A 1,470-nucleotide genomic window follows, 5' to 3' on the forward strand; every position below is an offset into this window, starting at 1 on the left:
GCGTCTCCCAGTCGACGACGAACACGGTGACGGCTTCCTTCCCCGGCCCCGGCGGCACACCCATCACTACACCGCCCTCCGAGGCGAGCGTTGACGTTCCGTCGCTGACGATCAACAAGGAGGTCTGCACCAGCACCAACCCGGCCGACTGCGGTGACGGCGGCGCCGGCCCCTGGGCCAAGACCACCACCGTCACCCCGAACGGCACCGCCTACTGGCGGATCACCGTCACCAACAACGGCACGGTCAACCTGACCGGCATCACCCTCACCGACACGGTCACGCCCTCGTGCGTCACGGCCGCCGGCACCTTCGACCTCGCCGCAGGCGCGTCCCATCAGATCTTCTGCAACCTGCCAGACATCACCAAGCTGACGACCAACACCGTCACCGCCTCCTTCCCCGGCCCCGGCGGAACACCCATCACCACGCCGCCGTCCGAGGCGAGCGTCGACGTTCCGTCACTGACGATCAACAAGGAGGTCTGCACCTCGACCAACGCCGCCGACTGCGGTGACGGCGGACCCGGCCCCTGGGCGAAGACCACCACCCTGGCGCCGAATGGGACGGCGTACTGGCGGATCACCGTCACCAACAACGGCACGGTCAACCTGACCGGCATCACCCTCACCGACACGGTCACGCCCTCGTGCGTCACGGCCGCCGGCACCTTCGACCTCGCCGCAGGCGCGTCGAAGCAGGTCTTCTGCAACCTGACAGACATCACCAAGCTGACGACCAACACGGTGACGGCCTCCTTCCCAGGACCCGGCGGAACACCCATCACCACGCCCCCGTCCGAGGCCAGTGCCGACGTTCCGTCCCTGGTCATCAACAAGGAGGTCTGCACCTCCGCAAACGCCGCTGACTGCGGTGAGGGCGGCGCGGGACCGTGGACCAAGACCACCACTGTCGCGCCGAACGGCACCGCCTACTGGCGGATCACGGTGACCAACAACGGCACGGTGAACCTGACCGGCATCACCCTCACCGACACGGTCACGCCGTCGTGCGTCACAGCTGCTGGCACCTTCGACCTGGCGGCGGGCGCGTCCCATCAGGTGTTCTGCAACCTGACGAGCGTCTCCCAGTCGACGACGAACACGGTGACGGCGTCCTTCCCCGGTCCTGGTGGCACCCCGATCACCACTCCGCCCTCCGAGGCGAGCGTTGACGTTCCGTCGCTGACGATCAACAAGGAGGTCTGCACCTCGACCAACGCCGCCGACTGCGGTGACGGCGGCGCGGGACCGTGGGCCAAGACCACCACCGTCACCCCAACGGCACGGCCTACTGGCGCATCACGGTGACCAACAACGGCCCCGTCAACATCACCGGCATCACCCTCGCCGACTCCGTGACGCCGGCTTGTGTCACGGCTGCCGGATCGTTCGACCTCGCGGCAGGTGCCTCCAAGCAGGTCTTCTGCAGCCTGACAGACGTCACCAAGCTGACGACGAACACGGTGAC

General features: G+C 67.6%; 1 protein-coding gene and 1 pseudogene. Both read left to right on the top strand.

Translation table 11 applies throughout. The annotated features are described in order from the left end of the window. Positions 1-1,310, top strand: a pseudogene (locus AE652_RS41315) (hypothetical protein); the annotation flags it as partial. Further along, positions 1,307-1,470: hypothetical protein (locus AE652_RS44610; protein ID WP_159028735.1), on the top strand; the 164-nt coding region annotated here is incomplete at its 3' end. The pseudogene AE652_RS41315 and the gene AE652_RS44610, both read left to right, overlap by 4 nt.

This window comes from Kitasatospora sp. MY 5-36 (genome assembly GCF_001182915.1).
Lineage (GTDB): Bacteria > Actinomycetota > Actinomycetes > Streptomycetales > Streptomycetaceae > Kitasatospora.